This is a genomic window from Pseudomonas sp. FSL W5-0299 (assembly GCF_005930655.1).
Lineage (GTDB): Bacteria > Pseudomonadota > Gammaproteobacteria > Pseudomonadales > Pseudomonadaceae > Aquipseudomonas > Aquipseudomonas mandelii.
Window position 1 is genome coordinate 13,525 of the sequence record NZ_RXHX01000043.1, and the last position, 16,555, is coordinate 30,079.

General features: G+C 54.7%; 19 protein-coding genes. 12 read left to right on the forward strand and 7 right to left on the reverse strand.

The window, feature by feature from the left end:
- Positions 1-20 precede the first annotated feature (20 nt).
- Positions 21-1,274: a DUF1173 family protein gene (locus tag FHL16_RS29915; RefSeq protein WP_077750171.1), complete on the forward strand. Its 1,254-nt coding sequence runs from the start codon at positions 21-23 to the stop codon at positions 1,272-1,274.
- 806 nt (positions 1,275-2,080) lie between these two features.
- On the opposite strand, the gene FHL16_RS29920 is transcribed toward FHL16_RS29915, so the two are convergent.
- On the reverse strand, positions 2,081-2,923 hold the full coding sequence (locus tag FHL16_RS29920; RefSeq protein ID WP_069900647.1) for a replication initiation protein: 843 nt from the start codon (positions 2,921-2,923) through the stop codon (positions 2,081-2,083).
- Positions 2,924-4,081: 1,158 nt separating this feature from the next.
- Here FHL16_RS29920 and FHL16_RS29925 point away from each other — a divergent pair.
- The 11 genes from FHL16_RS29925 to FHL16_RS29975 all read left to right on the forward strand — a co-directional run bounded on the left by FHL16_RS29925 (position 4,082) and on the right by FHL16_RS29975 (position 11,802).
- A complete protein-coding gene (locus tag FHL16_RS29925; RefSeq protein ID WP_069900646.1) occupies positions 4,082-4,408 on the forward strand; it encodes a hypothetical protein in 327 nt (108 codons plus the stop codon).
- Positions 4,409-4,826: 418 nt separating this feature from the next.
- Complete coding sequence (locus tag FHL16_RS29930) at positions 4,827-5,306, forward strand: hypothetical protein (RefSeq protein ID WP_069900645.1); 480 nt, start codon at positions 4,827-4,829, stop codon at positions 5,304-5,306.
- Between the two features lie 148 nt (positions 5,307-5,454).
- Positions 5,455-6,549 carry an AAA family ATPase gene (locus FHL16_RS29935; RefSeq protein ID WP_069900644.1) on the forward strand — a complete coding sequence of 365 codons (1,095 nt, stop codon included), beginning with the start codon at positions 5,455-5,457 and terminating at the stop codon, positions 6,547-6,549.
- Positions 6,550-6,616: 67 nt separating this feature from the next.
- Positions 6,617-7,591, forward strand: a complete 975-nt coding sequence (locus tag FHL16_RS29940; RefSeq protein WP_077750172.1) for a ParB/RepB/Spo0J family partition protein — start codon at positions 6,617-6,619, stop codon at positions 7,589-7,591.
- Between the two features lie 303 nt (positions 7,592-7,894).
- A complete protein-coding gene (locus FHL16_RS29945; protein ID WP_069900642.1) occupies positions 7,895-8,086 on the forward strand; it encodes a hypothetical protein in 192 nt (63 codons plus the stop codon).
- Positions 8,087-8,193: 107 nt separating this feature from the next.
- The gene (locus FHL16_RS29950) at positions 8,194-9,108 is read left to right on the forward strand and encodes a ParB/RepB/Spo0J family partition protein (protein WP_069900641.1); all 915 of its coding nucleotides are present in this window, start codon (positions 8,194-8,196) and stop codon (positions 9,106-9,108) included.
- Positions 9,109-9,175: 67 nt separating this feature from the next.
- Entirely contained in the window at positions 9,176-9,730 is a 555-nt protein-coding gene (locus FHL16_RS29955; protein ID WP_069900640.1) for a hypothetical protein, read from the forward strand.
- 109 nt (positions 9,731-9,839) lie between these two features.
- A complete protein-coding gene (locus tag FHL16_RS29960) occupies positions 9,840-10,346 on the forward strand; it encodes a thermonuclease family protein (RefSeq protein WP_202979498.1) in 507 nt (168 codons plus the stop codon).
- 65 nt (positions 10,347-10,411) lie between these two features.
- The gene (locus tag FHL16_RS29965; protein WP_069900639.1) at positions 10,412-10,768 is read left to right on the forward strand and encodes a histone-like nucleoid-structuring protein, MvaT/MvaU family; all 357 of its coding nucleotides are present in this window, start codon (positions 10,412-10,414) and stop codon (positions 10,766-10,768) included.
- A gap of 19 nt (positions 10,769-10,787) precedes the next feature.
- Positions 10,788-10,988 carry a hypothetical protein gene (locus tag FHL16_RS29970; RefSeq protein ID WP_069900638.1) on the forward strand — a complete coding sequence of 67 codons (201 nt, stop codon included), beginning with the start codon at positions 10,788-10,790 and terminating at the stop codon, positions 10,986-10,988.
- Positions 10,989-11,058: 70 nt separating this feature from the next.
- On the forward strand, positions 11,059-11,802 hold the full coding sequence (locus FHL16_RS29975; protein ID WP_069900637.1) for a hypothetical protein: 744 nt from the start codon (positions 11,059-11,061) through the stop codon (positions 11,800-11,802).
- A gap of 119 nt (positions 11,803-11,921) precedes the next feature.
- Here FHL16_RS29975 and FHL16_RS29980 read toward each other — a convergent pair whose 3' ends face one another.
- The 6 genes from FHL16_RS29980 to FHL16_RS30005 form a co-directional block, all read right to left on the reverse strand.
- Positions 11,922-12,656, reverse strand: a complete 735-nt coding sequence (locus FHL16_RS29980) for an EAL domain-containing protein (RefSeq protein ID WP_069900636.1) — start codon at positions 12,654-12,656, stop codon at positions 11,922-11,924.
- A 143-nt stretch (positions 12,657-12,799) separates the two neighbouring features.
- On the reverse strand, positions 12,800-13,987 hold the full coding sequence (locus tag FHL16_RS29985; RefSeq protein WP_069900630.1) for a tyrosine-type recombinase/integrase: 1,188 nt from the start codon (positions 13,985-13,987) through the stop codon (positions 12,800-12,802).
- Positions 13,984-14,382, reverse strand: coding sequence for a hypothetical protein (locus FHL16_RS29990; RefSeq protein WP_069900629.1), 399 nt, complete (start codon positions 14,380-14,382; stop codon positions 13,984-13,986). The genes FHL16_RS29985 and FHL16_RS29990 overlap by 4 nt, the downstream gene beginning before the upstream one ends.
- Positions 14,383-14,727: 345 nt before the next feature.
- Complete coding sequence (locus FHL16_RS29995; RefSeq protein WP_069900628.1) at positions 14,728-14,952, reverse strand: hypothetical protein; 225 nt, start codon at positions 14,950-14,952, stop codon at positions 14,728-14,730.
- Between the two features lie 257 nt (positions 14,953-15,209).
- On the reverse strand, positions 15,210-16,016 hold the full coding sequence (locus tag FHL16_RS30000) for a metallophosphoesterase (protein WP_077750173.1): 807 nt from the start codon (positions 16,014-16,016) through the stop codon (positions 15,210-15,212).
- A gap of 61 nt (positions 16,017-16,077) precedes the next feature.
- Positions 16,078-16,482, reverse strand: coding sequence for a TraR/DksA family transcriptional regulator (locus FHL16_RS30005; RefSeq protein ID WP_069900627.1), 405 nt, complete (start codon positions 16,480-16,482; stop codon positions 16,078-16,080).
- Between the last annotated feature and the right edge of the window lie 73 nt (positions 16,483-16,555).

Sequence of the window (16,555 nt, forward strand, 5' to 3'; positions counted from 1 at the left end):
CATGAAAACCCGAGGCCAGCATGGAAAAGCGATACACCATCCAAATCAAGTACCAGGATCAAACGAAGAAACCGTATACGGCTGACTTTCAGACCAAGCCTGAATTCGCTAAAGGATGGAAATCAGTGCTCGAAACGGCGCACGCGGGCGCTGACATCACCTGCATGTGCTTCGGCCGTGGCGATAAAAAACTCTCTGTGCGGCACCTCGGCGGCGCAGATAGTTACTGTCTGGCCCGATACCCCAACTCCGGCCCGCAGCACGCGAATGACTGTATCTATTATGCGCCGGACCCATCGAAGTCCGGGCTGCAGGGTTACGCAGAAGGGGTCGTGACCGAGATTGAGGACGGCGGCCTGCGTGTTCGGCTGGGCATTGGACTGAGGAAAAAAGATCCGCTCGAATCAGCCGCGGCTACTGCGCAGGTTTCGAGCGGGACCAGCACGCGCCGGCCGGCGATGACTCTTCTCGGTCTGCTACACCTGCTGTGGTCTGAGGCCAGGCTCAACACCTGGTACCCGCGCATGGAGGGCAAGCGCCGGCTAGGTCTTGTTCATGCCAAGCTCCAAGAGACAGCTGCCTCAATTCTCGCCAGTGGGGCAAGGCTTAGCGACTTCCTCTTGGTGGCTGCGACTGAACGTGACAAGGCGAAGGCCGAAGCGAACGAGGCCAAGACAGCTGAAGCGATTCGGTTGGAAAGACGCCTGGTTGTCATCGCCCCATTAGCCAAGCACACCAAGGAAGCGGAAGGTGGCATAGGTCGACTGAAAATATCCGGCTTCGCCGGCATCCCGGTGTTGACGCTGAGTAAGGCCCTCTGGGCAGGAGCATGCAGGAGCTTCCCAGTGGAAATTGCCGCCTGGAAAGCCGGTGGCCGGGTAATAGCAATCGCGATAACCGACACGCCTGGGGCGGGTAAAGCCAACGTCATGCGGCTGGCCCTGATGGCCGTGAGCGAGCGGTGGATTCCAGTTGCATCATCCTTTGAGGCCGACATCGAGCAGCTGCTGAGCGATGAAGGCCGTAGCTATTGGAAGCCACTTCGATTCGATGCGTCGGAGGATGAGGTATTCCCTGATTTCTGGTTGCTCGATACCGGCGAGCGCGAGACGCCAATGGAGGTTTTCGGCCGGAGCGATCCAGCCTACCTGCAGCGCAAGAACAACAAGATTCGGCACTACAACAGAGAGTTTGGAGCGACTGGCTGGTGGTCGTGGGATGCAGCTGCAGATCCCAAGGGGATCAGCATGCCGGCGTTGCCTAAGCGCACTTAGCGCACTTAGCGCACTTAGCGCTGAACGATCGCCATCCTGGTTGGGTGGTTCAGCTTGCTCTCTGAACCATCTGACAAACGGGCGCAAGCCCTCTATTTAGGGCATTACAGGGCGATTTCAGATTTTTGACGTACCTATGACGCCTTATTATTGACTTCACAGCTCAAGTACATATTCTCAGGACGATTTTGATCAGGGAGCAAGGCTGGATCATGCGGAAATTTATCATCCACCCTATCGCGAGAAGCGGCAGGGCAGACCTTGCCAAGCAGGTTGCAAGCGTGCGGGCAATGCTCGTATTGACAGAGGGTCGTGGGGTCGTTGTGTTGCGTGGCAACGAAGGCTTGAACGTAGAGGATCTAAGTCCTTCAATCCTAAGAAGCATTTCTCCAACGCTCAATACTTGCTGCACCGCAGAGCGCCGGTTGCTATGGATGTACAAGGGCGGAAACGCCGACTGGAAGATCAAGCTCCACCAACGCAAGTGGCCAGGCCTACTGGGGGACAGAAACAAGCTACTTCAGATGGGTAGCCGTTATTTGCGCACAGACCTACTGCAGGACGAAGATGTTCAGGGCTTCCTGGGCCAGCAAACCATCCACATTGCAAGCCTCGAATCGGCCCCGACTTATAACCAGCGGAGCGTCGACCTGCGGCGCTTTGCGGCCCTGACATCGCGCATGCGGTCAAGGATGGGTGCAGAGTGCTGACTTGATGCCGGTCCGCTTGTCGGGTACTATGCAAGGTTGGCACGAACTTCGCATAACATAGATTATGTTAAACCAAGTTATTGATTTAATTGAGGTTTATCCGAACAGATCCTGAGTGCGTGGCTCATCCTGGTACTCGGCCGAGCTGGCTTCCTCCTCCAGATCCTCCTCAGCCATCGCATCTTCCAAAGCATCCTGCAGGCTCTTTGGCCAACCGTCATTGCGCAGGAGCTGCAGGTCATCGGCATCTGTGAAGGTCAGCCGCAGGGCCGTGACCGCTTTGCCTTCCTTGATAAAGTCCACGTTGACGTTCAAGCCGGCCTTTTGCCGAAGCTCTTCGACTGCAGGGTCAATTACGCGCTGCCGCAGGTTGTTGAAGCGCTGGTAAGACTCGCCCAGGGCTAAACGCTCTCGCAATTCGTCTAGGCGCATGTAGACCCAACCCGTGCTCTTGAACTGCATAAGCATCTCGAACAGCCGGAAGCTGTGAGCCGAATCCAGGCGTGCAACACGCCACAAGTCGTAACTTGTCACATGGCTATGAAGTCGAGAAAGGTAGGGCCTAACGCTATCGGAAAACACCAGCTCTACCCTGCCCTCGCCTTTTACGTATTCGCACTCCTGAACCCAGCGGATTTCTCGAATCCCCATGTTCTTACCTGATCCACGGATCGAGGTGATCTTGGAGTTGAACAGCATTTTGGCCGCGTCCTGCATCTGCTCGTAGGCCTGGCCTGGCGTGATGCCGTAGATGTGGGCGTAATCGACAGCCATCACCGAACTGGCCTTAGGCATAGGTTTTCGGGGGTCGATTTGAGCAATAGCAGCTAGGATCAGGCGTTGCTCGGCCAGAGTGAGGCGATACGATGCGGACACCAGGTCGTTGTGCTTGGTGACCTTAACGCTCGACTCTGTTTCAGTAATTTCTGGCGCGTCCATTAGCAAAGATCCTGATTAAGGCTGGAGTGAGACTATCCGAACACGGCTCGTCATACAACTACGCGCACAATGTTCTGTAGTCGATAAAAATGGGGGGCAAGCTGCACACAATCAGCTCACCTGCCGCAGCATTGACACGGAATTTGTAGCAATTTGCGCTACGAGGCGGGGACACGGAATTTGTAGTCGATACAGTATCGCAACCCGGAATTTGTAGCAGTTGGGTTGACCCGGACCGCTCCCTCTCCCCTTTCTAAATCTAGCTTTCGGACAACCAATGGCCGGAATTTGTAGTTTTATGGGGCCTAAACCAGGACACGGAATTTGTAGTCGATGCCGCTGCTCAACCCGGAATCTGTAGCAGTAGCAAAATCGGCTTAGTCGGAATCTGTAGTCGTAAGCGGATCTGAGAGCACGGAATTTGTAGCAGATGGCAGAAATCGTGGCCTACCGGCGCTGCGGGAGCCAATAAATTAGTTTTTCGTTATAGATCAATGGCTTATATGATTAATCAGAGGTGAATTATTAATCTGGATGCCATGTGTCCAGATAACGCAGCACAAGCGATGGAGAGCATGGTAGACCCGGAATTTGTAGCTTTACCAAGATCGGGAACGCGCAGAGTCGAAACATGACGACCGCCCCATGCCACCGCCCAGTGCCAGATCACCCGTTTCCCAACAAGATGACGACTTTTACCGGCAAAAACCCAGTAAGAAAGCTAATATTGGGAGCACGATGCAGCTCATTTTCATCACACGGAATCTGTAGTCGTATAGCCTGCAAACAGGGCCTGTGGATAACAGGCGGAATCTGTAGCAGCAAGCACGGAATCTGTAGTCGTGGGACACGGAATCCGTAGTCGTCAAAGTCGGAATCTGTAGCACGCTACACGGAATCTGTAGTCATTGCTCCTCTGGAGCCCTAGTGCAACGCGGCTTCCAGCTCTTTAAAAACAAGAGAAAAACAAGAGAAAAACAAGTTAAAAAGATTTAAAAGGGAAAAGCCTTCAAATTTCTCTGGAATCAAGAGCGAAAAGCCAGATCAAAAGCAAACAGCGAATGGCACGTTGGTAAGACTGAGTGAGCCCTCGAAGCCGGATCTTGGGTTATCCAAACTCCGTGAGAACCTGCTAGCAAGTCCCAACCAGGAGCAGGCATGAACACCTTTCGCCAACCGACCCAAGACCACATATGCAGCATCGTCGACATGGCCCGCAGAGGCGAGCTGCTGCAGCTGCACAGGATCAACCTCACCGGAGCTGATGAAGATGATTCCGAGACGATGCGAACAGAGATCATCGCATCAGCGATATCAGCAGCAGGCAACCTTGGATTCCCCATTTTCGTCGTTGAGTACCACGACGATGACGACATAGCCATTAACCACCTGCTCAACCTGTTCGAGGCAATGCGGTCGAGCGGCAAAGCAACTACTGACCAGGTGGCGAACTGGAGACGGCAGTTGATCGTGGCAGTCAAATAGCACTACCCTTCCCCGCATCACAAAATTCTCATTGGTAGTTTTTACCGTTAGCCACCCCGCCACCCTGCGGGGTTTTTTTTGGCCTGAAAAAAGCGCAAACGCCAGACGCACGCAGGATGACGACAGGTCTTGCAGCAGTAGCTTTAGGGTGAAGCACTGGAGCACCAAATAGGCACCAGATGACGACAGGGGCTTATCAAGCCCCCTGCCCTATCACCAGAACTACACAGGATGACGGCGAATCGAGACGGCTGGCGTGGTTATGCTGACGCTCGCCTTGATAGGTCACTTGAGCCTTCAGCTCACTGTGAACATAGAAAATTCGCCTTATCGCTAATCTGTAGCCAAACCATCCAGATAGAGACCCAAACTGCATTTTCAGGCAGCGAAAATGGCTCCAATTTCACTAGGAGCCATCATGGACCAGAAAAAAACCATCAATTTGGCCAACCACAAATTCACCAGCCCGCTGGCAACTCGGCGACTCGTAATAGGTGAATCCTGGCTCGAAGACGCTAAGCGCAACCTTGCACTGACTAGCTCGTTTGGCATGTCGTTCACGAATGGTCCGATCTTCCAAGTACCTCGGATGATGGTTGACCTTCCTGGAGTGTTGACCGCTGAAGTAGCGTTCAACCGCTTCAACATGCTCGATGTCTTGGTCGCTAAGGTTCAGGAAGAGGCCTACTTGGAAATCGTTAACCAGATGATGGCAACGCTTGAGCCCCACGACAGAGTCCAACCTGATGGCATTACGTTCGACCTGGGCGGTCTCCAGATTTGTGCTGAACCACAGGGGTATGGTCGATCTCCGTGCCTGACCTACATGACATCCTCGTTCGCCATAGCTCGTGCAAAAGCCCGACACGACGATCAGGTCAGCGAAAGCGTGGCCTGAAACGAAAGAAATTCATGAGACGCCCGAAAGGGCGTTTTTTTGTTGGGGGAATGTTTAACTATCGAAAATCGATTCAAACATGACCCGAGCTTGCGTTATCAGAGCAGTGAGGTAGAGTTGGCAGGTAAAAATACGCATCGGAGATGCTATGGATTTCGATACCCTGCCTTATGCTGACTTTGATCAGATTTTCTACGCGCCTCAGTTCGCAGCTGATTGCCTCGGCATAACCACGAAAGCCCTTCGTTCTTTCGAGGACGAGCCTGGCATGGAAGTTCGTCGGATGAACAGGGGCTCAGTTCCTGCTCGTGTCTACACCCCGGCCGACCTCTTCAAGATCGCCTCGATTCGACGCAGCAAGGGGCTGACGAAAACCCTCCAGCGACCCCTGACCATATCGACCTTCGTTCAGAAAGGCGGTACCGCTAAGACCACGACTTCTGTGAACCTTGCCATGTACCTTGGGTTCATGGGGCTCAAGGTTCTACTGATCGACAACGATCCTCAGGGTGATGCAACGTCGATGCTTGGCTACGATCCGGACCTGACTCCAGAGGAGCTGGTGGATCTGGGTATTCCGGCTGACCGCGCGGTGAATGGAAGCCTCGGCAACATCATAGCCACCTCGTCCCTGTTCGCCCCGAAGGGGTTGGCCGATATCATCAAGAAACCCTTTGGTGAATACGGCCCACATCTGCTGCCCGCCGAAGGCCTTTTGGAGGACATGGAGGTTGCCATCAACGCCTCAGCCAATCAGGATTTCCGCTACGCACTGTTCATCAGCAAAGGGCGTAAGCGTGAGCTCCCGCAAGCAGACCTCAGTGGCTATGACGTCATTCTGTTCGACAATGCCCCAAGCGGCTCGCTGATGACCCGCAACAGCATGGTCGCAAGTGACATGATCCTCTGCCCTATCCGGATGGATAAATTCTCCTGCCGTGCCCTCGCCCGCCTGGGCAATAAGCTGCAGAGTTTTGCTGAGGAGTACCAGCGCTCCCCTGATGTCGCTGCTATCCCCACTATGTTCATCAAGAACAGGCCTCGTGCAATGGCTCACCTAGCGGCTCTTTCCCAGATGTTCCCTGGCAAGGTAACCGAGGGGAAACTTTACTTCTCCGAGGACTACTCGAAGGCCCTTGAATCAGGCCTTCCTGTACTGGGTTGGAAGGGTGCGTCAGAAAATTCTGCCGGTGCAATGCGCAGTGTTTTCGGGGAGATCCTGGAGCGCCTTGTTCAGATGTGAAGTGGTGGTCCATGCTGGACCACCCTACCCTGGTCCAGCATGGACCACTTTGTTTTAGGGATTGGATATGCCAAAAGAAAGCCGGAGATTGGGAGTAGATCGGCCAACAACACCGCAGGTATTTCAGGGTGTTGTTGCCCCTGCTGAATTTCCCAAGGCCAAGCTCGATGTTTCGCTCGACTCCATCCTAGAGCAGCAAACTCGCCATGCTCATGATTATGCGCTTGCTGCTGAGCAGCCTGCTGTTGCTGGCAACTCTGAATTCATGGATGTGCCGGTCGACCTGATCGACCCCTCTCCTTTCCAGCCGCGTCTGGATATCACCGATGACGAACTTCAATTGCTGGCGAATTCGATATCGGTGGCTCGTCGTGTCAACCGGCCGATTTCTCTGCGCATCAAGCCTAACGGCCGATACGAGCTGATTGGAGGCGAACGTCGCTGGCGCTCCGTGAAACTCCTTGGCTGGGAAACGATCATTTCGCGGATTCTCGATGTCGATGATGCCGAGGCTCAAGTCCTCGCACTCGCCGATAACGAAGGGCAAGAAGGGCTTACAGACTTCGAGCGCGGTCGTGCCTACAAACAGATCCTGGATCGCGGTGAGGTTACATCTATTCGCCACCTGGCGAGCCGTGTTGGTGTAAGCCACCAGTCAGTTATGCGGTGCTTAAACCTCACTAAGCTGCCGCAAGATTGTCTTGAATATCTGACTCTGCACCCTCGCCTTCTCGGCAGCACCCTCGCCTCTGAATACGCAGCAGCCGGTGAGAAACACCCAGACCTTGTACTTGAGGCTCTACACAAGATCGATCAGGAAGGCATATCCCAAGAACAGGGCTTGCGCTGGATTAACCAGGTACTCAAGGATCGAGAGAAGCCAATTCTGCCTAGTGCTTCACAAGAGAAGTCCATTAAATTTGCTGGCGGCCTGGAGGGTTCACTTGTTGTCAGTAAGTCTGGTATCCGGATCAAGGTCCCAAAGGGTGTTGATATGGAGAAAGTCGAGCGTGCGATTCTTGATGCGTTAATGACCGAATAGATTCCGCTCTATCCAGTGGTCCAGCATGGACCACCGGCCACCTCTTACTATCCGTGGTCCATACTGGACCACCCTCCCCTCGATTTGAATGGTCCATGCTGGACCACGCAAAAAATCGACCTCTCGCAAATTTGCGTAAAAAAAAACAGACAAAATGTACTGTTTTCTGGGGCAAATTTCTGTGAAAGTCTGTCAATAGATATATTATTGAAATGCCGAAAGCATAGGCTGAAGGCAAATTCTGACCGCACAGTTGCAGCCGGCAGCTACGAGCTTCTAACACCCGCGAGACATAGATCCATCATGAAAAAATCAGCGCAAGTCGTTGGGCGTCATCCGGCATGGGTCAACCCACCTGAGCCAGGGCAAGATTTACGCGATCTGGAATGGGGGGTTGTCGAAGTCATGTCCGATAAATCACTCCGTTTTACCAATGAGAAACCAGACCCAGAAGCTCTCGAAAAACTGATCGATGAGCTAGAGGATTTGATTTGAGCTCCATGCTCGAATGACTGAAATCTGTTGGTAATCCATCCAGATTCCGCCTCCTAGAGAGGCGGCTGTCATCTACCGTTCCAGTGAATCTTTAACTGGAGCGTGTCATGTCCACACAGCAGCTCGAATACCACGAACTGTCATCCCTATTCCCTCTCATTACCGGCGACGACTTTGCTCTGATGGCTAAAGACATCGAGGCAAACGGTCAGCTAGAGCCCATTATTCTGTACAGCGGCAAGATTCTTGATGGACGCAATCGCTATCGGGCTTGTAGAGAGCTAGATATAGAGCCGCAGACAACTGTATACACGGGCGATGATCCGCTCGGCCTCGTGCTCAGTCTTAACATGCACCGCCGACAGTTGACAGTTGCCCAGCGCGCGATAGTCGCAGCCGAAATGATTCGCCGTAAGAGAGAGATTGAGACCGGGGAACCGGGCGCAGAAGAAGATGCCGGCCGAACCGACACTCCACTCCCTGGTGTCGAAGATGCGGCTAAAGCCCTCGGCATCAGCCCGCGATCTGTATCTGCAGCGCTGCGTGTGTTCAAGGATGGAACCGAGGAGTTATGCGAGGCGGTTAAACGCGGCGATATTCGCGTCTCAGCAGCAGAGCAAGTGACGAAGCTCGACCAGGATCAGCAACGCGCTCTTTGTGAGCGTGGCCCGCGCGCGATAGCAAAGGCTGCACGAGAGTTACGAGAGGCAGCCAAGAACAAAGCGAAGCCATCGGTACCCACTGCTGAGGTCGTCAAAGAGCCGGAGCCTTTGAATCTGGTCGAACCAGAGAAGCCCGCCCAGATAAACACCCCAATAGAGCCCCTGGAACGCAAGCCGTCAGCCCAACGGATGTTCGAGCTTTCTGAGGAAGGGATGATGGGGGGCTGGGACGCGGAATCTGTAGCAGAAGAAATCCTATGCGATCTGGAAGACGGGCTCGACACTCAAGCACTGCTATTTGCTGTTGAGGTGGCGCTCAAGCTCAAAGAACGCTTGGCGCTTCGTCAGCACCGCCGATAAGGGGTTGGGATTCCTGGCAGTCATGTTTGCATGTCCATAACGACAAACAGATCCAGGAGATCACCTCATGCAGCACAACATGAATAAAAGTGAACTGGCACTCGACCTCACCCAAGATCGTGGCCATGAAACTACTAACGATTCTGACGGTTCGCCCTTGGTCGAAACCAACACGGAATTTGTAGCATTACAAGGCGGCAAGCCCTCTTCGGGCAGCAACCCTCCGGCAGGGAAGGGTGCCGAGGTTGCCGTGGCTCAAGATGATAAAGCCAAGAAGCAACCTGAGTCGTTCGCTGTGCTGCAGTCGGGGAAGGCAGCAGTAAAGCTGTATGAAAGCCTCATCGGTTTCGACAAGAATGCAGAGACCCAGCGAGCGACCCTCCGCGAGCTGCTGAACAAGCAGTCCAAAGTAATGGAAAACAAGATGCTCGGTATCAAGCCAGCCGAGGGTGAAGACTTCGACAGCATCTCGAAGCGGCTGCGCAAAGAAAACAACCGGATGGATGCGATGCTCGATGGAAAAGACTCCCTGGTGACATCCACGCGCAAGGCTATTGATGCAGCCATTGAAGCGCTGAACCAAATGCAAACACGAATCATTAAAATGGAGGAGGAGGCTTAGCCTTCCTGAACACTATGAAAACACTGAAGGGATACGCCTTCTACCCGCTGTGTGGCTGCACAGGGTTCATGGCAGGATATTCGCTCCTGGTCGCGGCAGGTGTGGTGTGATGAGTCGAGCACTTCTCATGGCGCTATTTGCCCTTCCTTTGCTGGCACAGGCAGCCATGTTCGACGCGACCGTTGTGGCGGTGTCGGACGGGGATACCATCACGGTGACCGTGCCGAAGCCGTGCGAGCCAGGAGAGAGCTGTTTTAAGGGCAAGAAGGCTTACCGGGTACGCCTGGCAGAGATCGACGCACCTGAGCGAAAACAGCCCTATGGGATTGAGGCTCGTGATGCTCTGAGAGGAGCAGTGCTGGGACAGAGTGTGCAGGTTGATGATCAAGGTCAACGGAGCTATTCGAGGATTGTGGCTCATGTCTATATGGGCGACATCTGGCTTAACCGCGCTATGGTAGTTGACGGCTATGCCTGGGTTGATCCCCGTTACTCTAAATCGCCGGAGCTGGTGAAGCTCGTAAAGAAAGCAAAGGCAGACCAAGTGGGTTTATGGCAACTTCCAGACGAAAAAATTGTTCCACCGTGGGATTGGCGTAAATCGAAAATGCGTTGATGCTTGAATTAATAGGCCACTTGCCTACCGTTATTTCAGGAAAAACTATCTGTTAAGGAGTTTGCATGTCGCTTTTGAATCAATACCGCGAAACCGAGCTGGCCTTGGCCGAACTGCAAGATCGACTGAAAAAGCTCAGCTCGGATGATCGACTGAAGGCCGAAATCGAGTTCGAGAATAAGTTGCGCGCGCTGATGGCTGAGTATGGAAAATCGCTCCCGAACGTGATCGCTATTCTTGACCCGCAAAGCGTCAAGAACGCTGTGGCAGAGCCTGCGAAACGCCGTGAGCGCCAGGTTAAGGTCTACAAGAACCCCAATAACGGGGAGGTTGTTGAAACCAAGGGCGGCAACAACAAAGTCCTGAAAGCATGGAAAGCTGAACACGGTGCTGCTGTTGTAGATGGTTGGTTGCAAGCGTAACTAACCTGGAGGGTTAATCATGGCTCAACTGCTATGGCGTGAACCTTGGTGGGCCAAGCGCCCACAACCTGGACAAAGTGACCTCGATGTCGAGTGGGGTTATTTGGAGCGCTACGATGATGGACAGTTTGTGTTTAACCCTTCACAACCAACTCTGCAGGAAATCAAGAACCGCAAGAGTTGTCGATTACCGATAACTGAGGAAAAGACCGGCGCATAGCCGGTTTTTTCATTTGGGTTTCCCAATAGTGGTCGTAAGTTGGTTCTGAGTTAATCCAGAGACGAGCGCTATGTCAGAGTCAACCGCAGGCCAGCTTACGCTGCGCGATATCAACGCCAAGCTGCAGGGCGCTGGGTTGGATATTCTTCGCCCTGAGCAGATCAAGTCCATCGGTGCGTACACCACCCGTGAAAGGTTCGTGCAGGCCCTTGAGGTGGTACCGGCCAATACCAGCGCCGTTCAGTTCCTGCGAAACATCATCACGCGCGTAACAGCACCCAACCAAGAAAGTGCTGCAGATGAGTCAGCATCGGTGCGTGAGGTACAGGACGAGACCGCCAAGCCGATCCAGGGCCAGCGTCCACAGGACAGGGCCTCTTTCCATGTCTACGGCGGTAAGGCGGCACTGTGCTTTGAGGCTGACCTCACCCGCAACGAAGTGCATACCATCGCGCTCGATGCTGCGACCGCGACCGGCCCCAAGCAGTACAACTGGGGGAAAAAAGTTCGCCTTCAACTGACCCGCAGCGAGCTTCCCATCGTCACCGCTGTGCTGCTGGGCGTGATGAAGCGGTGCGAGTTCAAGAATCACGGCCAGGACAACAGCAAGGGCTTCTCGATGGAGCGGCAGGACGGCGGCAAGGTCTTCATCAAAGTGTTTGCCAAGGACGAAGGCGTCAAAGCTGTTCCGGTTGAGGCCCCTGACGTGTTCTTTGTAACCTCGCTATTTCTGCGCCAGTTGCAGGCCAACACCCCTTGGATGGATGCAGCCGGCGTTGCTGCGCTGATCCGCGCTACGCAAGGGGCATCATGATTAGGGCTGCTGCTGCGGCAGGGCCGGCTTGATTCAAGCGGCTGGTAGCCAAGATGGACAAGTAAACGATGAGTAGTGGGGCGGCCAGCAAGGTGACGCCCCTCTTGAGTTAAAGCGGTTTATGCCCGCTGAGCAATGGCAACATCGCGGCGCTGCAATGGCGTACGCGGAAGGCCGAATACCGCGTTGGGCGTCGAGACGAGGAGAGGGCGCGAGAAGACGTAGCCCTGATACCAGGCGGAATTCTTAACTGGGGTCATCACTTCGATGTGGGTCAGGCATTCTAGCTTTTCCATGATGAGCTGGATGTCATGATTGCGTGCGTAGTTTATCGCCGCATCCAACCAGTTGAGGTTTTCCTGCTCCTGAAATGCTGCCAGATCAATCTTGCAGAAGTTCCACGGGTGCAGGGACAGCCTGGCTTGATCGGCGAACTTGGTCCCGAAATCATCAATAGCGACTTGTGCGCCTGAGAATTCGATCTCATGCAGCTTGCGGCTCAACTCATGTCCGGAGAGGTTGCTCGCTTCTGGGATCTCAATGACGAGCCTTGCCTTCATCTGGTCGACGATCCCCGCAATCTCAGCACAGAATGCAGTGAAGTAGTGATCGTTCTGCAGGGTTGCTGGGGAGACGTTGACGAACGTGGGGACAGTCGCTTGACGCAACTCCTCGCAGGATGCAACCAGCCGCAAAACCTCGATATCGAGTGCGTACCAGGACTCTGGCGAGCAACCGCTCATGAACGCAACTGGTGATAACTCACTGTTGCCGATCTGAAGCCGAGCAAGGACTTCGGCAGCGACGACAGTCCCATCTAGCAGGTGAACGCTTTGCTTTGCAATCCTGAGCATGATGCCCCCTTGGTAGAACCGTAAACGCCGTGCCGGATAGCTGTTGCCGGCTTGCTAGCGAATCTGATGCTACGCAGGAATGGGGGCCAAATGAGCTTGAATCTGGCTGGAAAGCTGCCTGATTAAGATGGGTTAAGGGTGCCTCAGGCCGCTCTGGCCACACCGCTAGCCTGGATGAAATCGGCCCAGTCGGCCATCAACTGGCGACGCTTCTCCAGCAGATCGGCACGGTTGTATGCCGCTTCAACTTTGCTCTCCAAGGTGTGGGCCAGGGCCATCTCGCATACCTCTCGCGGATAGTTGGCGTAGTCGGCCGCCCATGTCCGGAAGCTCGAACGGAAGCCGTGGGGCACTACCTCGCCGGCCTGCAGCTCGTAGAGCACGCGGCCGATGGCGTTACCTGGTAATGGCCCAGTGCGCCACTTGTTGAGGAACACATACCGGGCGTGCTTACCCTCCTGCTGCTTGAGCACCTGGATCATGGCCTCGGTCAGAGGTACACGGTGCTCACGGCCAGCCTTCATCCGCGCGGCTGGGATGGTCCAGATACGAGCCTTGAAGTCGAATTCAACCCACTCAGCCCGGCAGACTTCTGTGCTCCGGCAGGCGGTGAGGATCAGCAGCTCTGTTGCGCGTGCTGCGGGGGAGTCCAGGCTGTCCAGCTTGTGCATCAGTCCACGGATACTTTCTGCTGGCATTGCCGGGGAGGGGCGGGCTTTGTGCTTCTGCTTGGGTAGGAGCTTGTCCAGGTGGCCCCGCCAGCGTGCTGGGTTATCCCCCGTGCGGCTGCCGCGTGCTTTTGCCGCGTCGAGGATCAGCTCGATACGGTTGCGAAGTCGGGAAGCGGTGACGGGGATCTTGGCCCAGATGGGTGTGAGGACATCCACAACCTGGTTGGTGTCGATCTGGTCGATGGGCAACGCGCCAAGGGCAGGGTAGACATGCTTCGCCAGACTGTTGCGCCACTGTTTGGAGTGCTTGTCGCTCCAGGATGGCGAATGTGTGCGGACGTACTGCTCAGCCTCGGCCTTGAAGTCCACTCTACGGCGACGTGCGTGAGCCTCTGCAGCCTTTGCCTCGTCACGCCGTGCGAGCGGATCAATGCCTTGGGCCAGTTCGAGGCGAGACTTGTCCGCTTGAAGTCGCGCGTCCCTCAGTGACACATCCGGGTAGGTGCCAACCCCCATGTCGCGGCGTCGGCCGAGAATGCTGTAGCGGAAAATCCAGCTCTTGGAGCCGGTCGATGTGACCTTGAGGAAAAGCCCCCGGCCGTCCTGGTAGGTGCCGGGCTGCTCGATGTCTTTTACAAAACGAGGGGTTAGTTTGCTCATGCCTGCTGCCCCGGCAGAACGCCTTCGGTCATTGCGATATACGCCAGTTGCTCAAAACCGGGGGCAGCGAAGCCAGGCAGTGTTGGGTCAACAATGACTGTGATTCTGGACGGCGGAATTGGATTCGTGGAGTACAGCTCGTAATCAAGGTCTTGTTTCAGCTCCAGACCGAACGAGTCGATTAGCAGCACTGAAAGGGCGTCAGCTTCTTCAAGCTCATTTCCCATCCACCCGGAAAGGGCATCTTCGAGCGCAGCAACCGATGGGAAGAAAAACGTCCGGTTTTCGACCTCAGCACAGGCGCTGGCCAGGGTGCCGATTTGCGGTATCAGACCAAGCTCTAGAATCTTGGCCACGTTCTCACTGAGGGTGACGTGATAAATGGCGTTATCCACTAGAAGAGACTCCTGGGAGGAATGTTTCCCGAGTGAACCGGGCGAGGGCGGGTATTTGTACGGGTAGTGGCGAAGATTGCGCCGCTATGTACGGGGATAAATTATCCCCGTACAGAATTAACCCAAGCCCCGGCATGCAACAACTCTAGCACTGTACGAAATTACAGCCCCACATATTAACCCACAGCAGATAAAAAATGGCCCGCTCGTGCAGGCCATCATGGGAATGGGGGGGAGGCTATGGGGGTGACTGGCGATTCTGTCGTGAAACCCTACCAACCAGGTTGCTCTTCACGCTCCCAGTGCATCGCGCCTTCGAGGGAGAAAATTCGCCGCACGAATAACTTAATACTTCAAAGTATTAGTTAAGATTTCGGCTACGCGATCACCAGAAAGAACCAACAAAGTTTCCGAACAAAAGTTGCAGCCAAGTACAAATTGGCACTGAACTTCGCTGAGTCGCAGCCGGCCATCCGGCACGCCACCAGTCGATGTGTAAAAAGTTTGCCAGCCAATATCAGTGCTCTCACATTTCTTGCACTTCTTAATGTCAGTTGCGGTGATACTCATTGTTTAGTCTCCGTGACAAGGCAGTCGCTACACAGGAAAATTCGCTCTACTTGCTTCCTTGGGTCATGTGCGTGAGGCCCGCAGTTCATGGTGCAAGATTTAGTTGCGGGGTCAAACTTCGCAAGTTCAACTGGGTCAGCTCGCGGCCACTCAATTTGAATTGGGGTTGTGTTCGCTTTGGCTATTTTGCTGGCCACAGAATGGCTCCAGTTATATATGGCTTTTATAGGAGAGGAGAAAGCTGGAATAAAACTAGCTTATATGTCCAGTTGCTCAGAAGTGGCGCTGATGTTTGGTACAGAAATAATCTCTCCAGCCCCCCCAAGCTCGAACAAAGTTAGCCGTCCGCCCTTAAAGCAGCCGCCAGTGTCCAGGTACACGACATTGCCCAGCGTGGTTACTTCCTCGACAACAGAGTGACCGACTAACACCTTGTCGATGCCAGCTACAGGGGTTGTATCACGGTCTTCGAGGCGGGATCGCCGCCAGATTGCCTCCATGATGTGGTGGTTGCGGTAGGAGTCGCCCAGCTCGCCCTCCAGCGCCTCACGAAACCGGGACCAGGAGTGATGAGTGCATTCACCATGCACGATGCCGAATCGCTCACCATCGCGGCCTTCGACCTCGATGGCTACGGGCATCTGGTTGAGAAGGGTTGCCATGAGCGGCTGCACTGCCTTGGGAAGCTCGTAGAACCATGCGCCACCGTGCCGTCGATGGCCTGCAGGCTCGTCGATCAACCCGCCTTCAATACACCAGTGGTCGTGGTTGCCGCGTACCGGGATGAACCACGGGTACCTCATCCAACGAATCGCAGCAGGGGACTCCGGGCCTCGATCCACCAGGTCACCGACAGAAAAGAGCCTGTCGGTTTTCTCGTCGAACCCGACCTTTGTCAGCAGGCTACGCAGGAGGGAGAACTCACCGTGGATATCGCCCACGACGAAATCCCGCCCCACCTGGTTGGGGCCGTAGCATGCGAATAGAAGGTTGTTTGAGAGGTAAGCTGGGCGGTGGTGCTCTGCTGCATCAGCAGGCGTGCCCTGATGTGTCGGGATAAGCATGCGAGGCTCCTTGAGTTGATATCAGGAAGCCTCGCACGAGGGTGGGGAAACCCAAGTCGGGTCAGGCTGCAGCGTAGTGCCGGGAGATGCTTTCGTTCATGTTCTGGGCGATAGCTGAGTATCGCGCGGTGGGCTGGGCCAGCAGACGGCGCAGGCCGATTTCCTCGCCAGTGGTTTCACACCAGCCATAGTCGCCATCATCAATGGCTTTGAGGGCGCGTCGGATCTCTAGGATCTGGCCGTGCAGACGATCCAGGGTGCGGGTCAGGTTCTGCCGATCTTCTTCAATGTTGGCCAGGTCTGCGGGATCAGGCGCGTTACCCAGGTTGGCCAGTGTTTCACGCGCTTGAGCAGTGGACTCCATCGCAGAGCCCTGCTTATCCAGCAAAACCTGGCGGAAAAAATTCTTCTGGCAGTCGTTCATGTAGGCATCGGCCGGCATAGCGAGGATGTCTTGAGGGGTCATGCTCAATTCCTTGTTCGGGTTATGGGTTGCAAGGGTAGGGGAGTCGGATCAAGGGCGGGCGCTATATCCCGCC

Bases quoted from the DNA above. Each gene is read 5' to 3' on its own strand.
- FHL16_RS29915 (WP_077750171.1), top strand. From the start codon at position 21: ATGGAAAAGCGATACACCATCCAAATCAAGTACCAGGATCAAACGAAG.
- FHL16_RS29920 (WP_069900647.1), bottom strand. From the start codon at position 2,923: ATGGACGCGCCAGAAATTACTGAAACAGAGTCGAGCGTTAAGGTCACC.
- FHL16_RS29925 (WP_069900646.1), top strand. From the start codon at position 4,082: ATGAACACCTTTCGCCAACCGACCCAAGACCACATATGCAGCATCGTC.
- FHL16_RS29930 (WP_069900645.1), top strand. From the start codon at position 4,827: ATGGACCAGAAAAAAACCATCAATTTGGCCAACCACAAATTCACCAGC.
- FHL16_RS29935 (WP_069900644.1), top strand. From the start codon at position 5,455: ATGGATTTCGATACCCTGCCTTATGCTGACTTTGATCAGATTTTCTAC.
- FHL16_RS29940 (WP_077750172.1), top strand. From the start codon at position 6,617: ATGCCAAAAGAAAGCCGGAGATTGGGAGTAGATCGGCCAACAACACCG.
- FHL16_RS29945 (WP_069900642.1), top strand. From the start codon at position 7,895: ATGAAAAAATCAGCGCAAGTCGTTGGGCGTCATCCGGCATGGGTCAAC.
- FHL16_RS29950 (WP_069900641.1), top strand. From the start codon at position 8,194: ATGTCCACACAGCAGCTCGAATACCACGAACTGTCATCCCTATTCCCT.
- FHL16_RS29955 (WP_069900640.1), top strand. From the start codon at position 9,176: ATGCAGCACAACATGAATAAAAGTGAACTGGCACTCGACCTCACCCAA.
- FHL16_RS29960 (WP_202979498.1), top strand. From the start codon at position 9,840: ATGAGTCGAGCACTTCTCATGGCGCTATTTGCCCTTCCTTTGCTGGCA.
- FHL16_RS29965 (WP_069900639.1), top strand. From the start codon at position 10,412: ATGTCGCTTTTGAATCAATACCGCGAAACCGAGCTGGCCTTGGCCGAA.
- FHL16_RS29970 (WP_069900638.1), top strand. From the start codon at position 10,788: ATGGCTCAACTGCTATGGCGTGAACCTTGGTGGGCCAAGCGCCCACAA.
- FHL16_RS29975 (WP_069900637.1), top strand. From the start codon at position 11,059: ATGTCAGAGTCAACCGCAGGCCAGCTTACGCTGCGCGATATCAACGCC.
- FHL16_RS29980 (WP_069900636.1), bottom strand. From the start codon at position 12,656: ATGCTCAGGATTGCAAAGCAAAGCGTTCACCTGCTAGATGGGACTGTC.
- FHL16_RS29985 (WP_069900630.1), bottom strand. From the start codon at position 13,987: ATGAGCAAACTAACCCCTCGTTTTGTAAAAGACATCGAGCAGCCCGGC.
- FHL16_RS29995 (WP_069900628.1), bottom strand. From the start codon at position 14,952: ATGAGTATCACCGCAACTGACATTAAGAAGTGCAAGAAATGTGAGAGC.
- FHL16_RS30000 (WP_077750173.1), bottom strand. From the start codon at position 16,016: ATGCTTATCCCGACACATCAGGGCACGCCTGCTGATGCAGCAGAGCAC.
- FHL16_RS30005 (WP_069900627.1), bottom strand. From the start codon at position 16,482: ATGACCCCTCAAGACATCCTCGCTATGCCGGCCGATGCCTACATGAAC.